This window comes from Actinoplanes sp. ATCC 53533, assembly GCF_003947245.1.
The window spans coordinates 1-2,565 of record NZ_QHHV01000446.1 but is presented as its reverse complement, the minus strand read 5'-3'; the positions used below and the strand labels follow the sequence as shown (position 1 = coordinate 2,565).

General features: G+C 69.8%; 3 protein-coding genes and 1 pseudogene. All 4 read right to left on the bottom strand.

The window, feature by feature from the left end; translation table 11 throughout:
• A partial coding sequence (locus tag DMB66_RS58950) for a M14 family metallopeptidase (RefSeq protein WP_148112942.1) occupies positions 1-1,039 on the bottom strand: 1,039 nt, incomplete at its 3' end.
• Positions 1,040-1,261: 222 nt separating this feature from the next.
• Positions 1,262-1,570: a DUF4229 domain-containing protein gene (locus DMB66_RS58945; protein ID WP_125812609.1), complete on the bottom strand. Its 309-nt coding sequence runs from the start codon at positions 1,568-1,570 to the stop codon at positions 1,262-1,264.
• Positions 1,571-1,581: 11 nt separating this feature from the next.
• Positions 1,582-2,010, bottom strand: a complete 429-nt coding sequence (locus DMB66_RS58940; RefSeq protein WP_125812608.1) for a hypothetical protein — start codon at positions 2,008-2,010, stop codon at positions 1,582-1,584.
• A 35-nt stretch (positions 2,011-2,045) separates the two neighbouring features.
• Positions 2,046-2,565 (bottom strand): annotated as a pseudogene (locus tag DMB66_RS58935) (aminofutalosine synthase MqnE); the annotation flags it as partial.

The following is a 2,565-nucleotide window of genomic DNA, read 5'->3' as shown; positions in this document are numbered from 1 at the left end:
CCGCCATCTGCCGGCCCAGCGTCGCGAACGTGCTGTTCTGGTCCGCGTTCATGCCGGTGGTGGTGTTCGCGGTGGTGTGACCGAACGGCCAGAGCACCAGTTCCGAGTACGTGTGGAAGTCGATCGCGGCCTTGATCTGCTGCACGCCGCCGACGACCCGGCTGTTGACGAAGTCGCGGATCACCCTGGTCTCGGGCGCCGAGAACGCCGACGGGCCCCGGTAGGTGTCCGAGGACGTGCTGCCGGACGAGCCGCCGCAGCAGCCCCAGCGGTAGCCGTAGTTGCGGTTCAGGTCGGTGCCGACGTACGACGAGCCGGAGTTGGGCTGGCGGTTCTTGCGCCACGAGCGGTAGCTGCCGGTCGCGACGTCGTACTCGGCGCCGTCCGGGTTGACCGACGGGATGATCCAGATCTCCCGGCTGTTCACCACGTTGCGGACCCGGGTGTCGCTCGCGTAGTTGTCCGCGTACAGGTGCAGCAGGTAGACCGCCATCTCCACGGTGAGGTGCTCACGGGCGTGGTGGTTGGCGTCGTAGAGCACCTCGGGCTCGGCCTCGTCGGTGCCGACGTTGTCGGAGATCTTGACGGCCACGATGTCGCGGCCCTCGTAGGACTTGCCGAGCACCCGCTTGCTGGCGATCGCCGGGTACTGCGCCACGATGGCGTTCACCTCGGTGACCATCTCGGCATAGTTGTGGTACGCCGCGTCGCGGGAGGGAAAGTCGAACGTGGACACGTCGCCGCTGGGCACCGGGACGGCGGCGGGGCTGACGGTGAAGCCGAGCGCGCGCAGGGCCTTGACCTCGCGGCCGGTCGCGGTGATCTCCGCGACGCCGTGCTCCAGCCCGTCGATCGCGGCGCCGGTGCTCACGATGACGTTGCGCTGGGCCAGCGTGCGCACGTCGTGGATCTCGTACTGGGCCGCGGTGTCCACGGCCCGCGGCACCGCGGTGGCGGCCGGGGCGGTGGTGGGGGAAGCGGCGATCAGGGCCAGGCCGGCTGTGGCGGCGGCGACCAGACCGGTGACGCGTCGTCTCATGAACGACCTCCGGGGGGTGTCAGAGGGGGTTCGGGCCCCGTCACTGCACCACCTGACATCGATGCTTGGCAATGGCACCAAGACGGGGCGGCCATGCCAATGTGCCCCCTACCTCGACGTGATGACGGCCGAAGCGCAGGTCAGCGGGCCAGTCGGCCCGACCGCCACACCGGCCGGAGCCCGCCCGGCACGCCTTCGCCCGAGGGGCGGGAGACCAGGAGATCAGGAGGTCTTGCTGTCGCCCTTGTCGGCGGCGGGGGCCGCGCGGTCGCCGGCGGCAGCGGCCGCCTCGTCGCCGGCCAGTGCCGCGCGGAGCCGCGCCTTCTCGGCCTGGCGGCGCTCCGCCACCGTGCCGAGCTGCTCGGCCATCTCGTTGCGCCACTTGGCCAGCAGGAAGTAGGAGAACGCCGCCGACGCGAGCAGCGCGATCATCGCCTTGACCAGGAACGCCAGCGGCACCGGCATGAGCAGCACGAAGACGACGACGAACAGGCCCAGGCGGCCGAGCGTGTATTTGACGGCGGGGCTCATGACGACTCCTGTCAGCCCACTCGGTGGCTGAGCCACCGCAGGCCGTAGAACCAGACCAGGCAGTAGACGACCGTCAGACCGAAGGCGCCGGCAGCCCCGCTGACCAGCGGCGGGAAGGTCGCGGCGGCCAGGCCGGCGAGGGTCATGCCGACCGCGACGCCGAAGCCCGCGGCGAGCGCCGCCACCACGATCCGGTATGCGCCGTAGCCGGCCGCGCGGAACTCCTCGGTGAACAGCCACACCGGCAGGATCAGCGCGAGCCAGCCGCTGGAGGATCCGAAGTCGAACGCCTGGGCCAGCGCCATGATGCCCTCGAAGATGAGCAGCACGACGATCCCGGTGACCAGACCGGCGAACGCGACGCCCAGCAAGTCGCCGACGGTGGACAGGCGTCCGTCGGCGTCGCGACGCGGGCGGCGCTCACTCTTGGTTTCGGTCATGACAACAACGAGGGTACGCCGGGAGCGTCCCGCCGTTACGCCCAGACCTGCTGAGGCTCGCTGCGGCGCTCGGCCAGCGAGGTCGGCTTGTCGTACTCCCGGACGATCTCGTAGCGGGTGTTGCGTTCGACCGGCTGGAAGCCGGCGTCCCAGATGATGTTGAGCAGGTCGTCACGGTGCATCGTGGTCGGCGTGCCGTACGAGTCGGCATCGTGGGTGATCTTGTATTCGACCACCGAGCCGTCCAGGTCGTCGGCGCCGAAGTTCAGCGAGAGCTGCGCCACCGACAGGCCGTGCATGACCCAGAAGTTTTTCAGGTGCGGCACGTTGTCGAACATCAGCCGGGACACCGCGAAGGTGCGCAGCGACTCGGCCGGGGCCGCCATCGTGGTCTGCGCCTGGATCCGGTTACGGATCTTGCCGTCCGCCGAGTCGACGAAGTCGTGCTGGTAGCGCAGCGGGATGAAGACCGCGAAGCCACCGGTCTCGTCCTGCAGCTCACGCAGGCGCATGACGTGGTCGACCCGGTGCCGCGGCTCCTCGATGTGGCCGTAC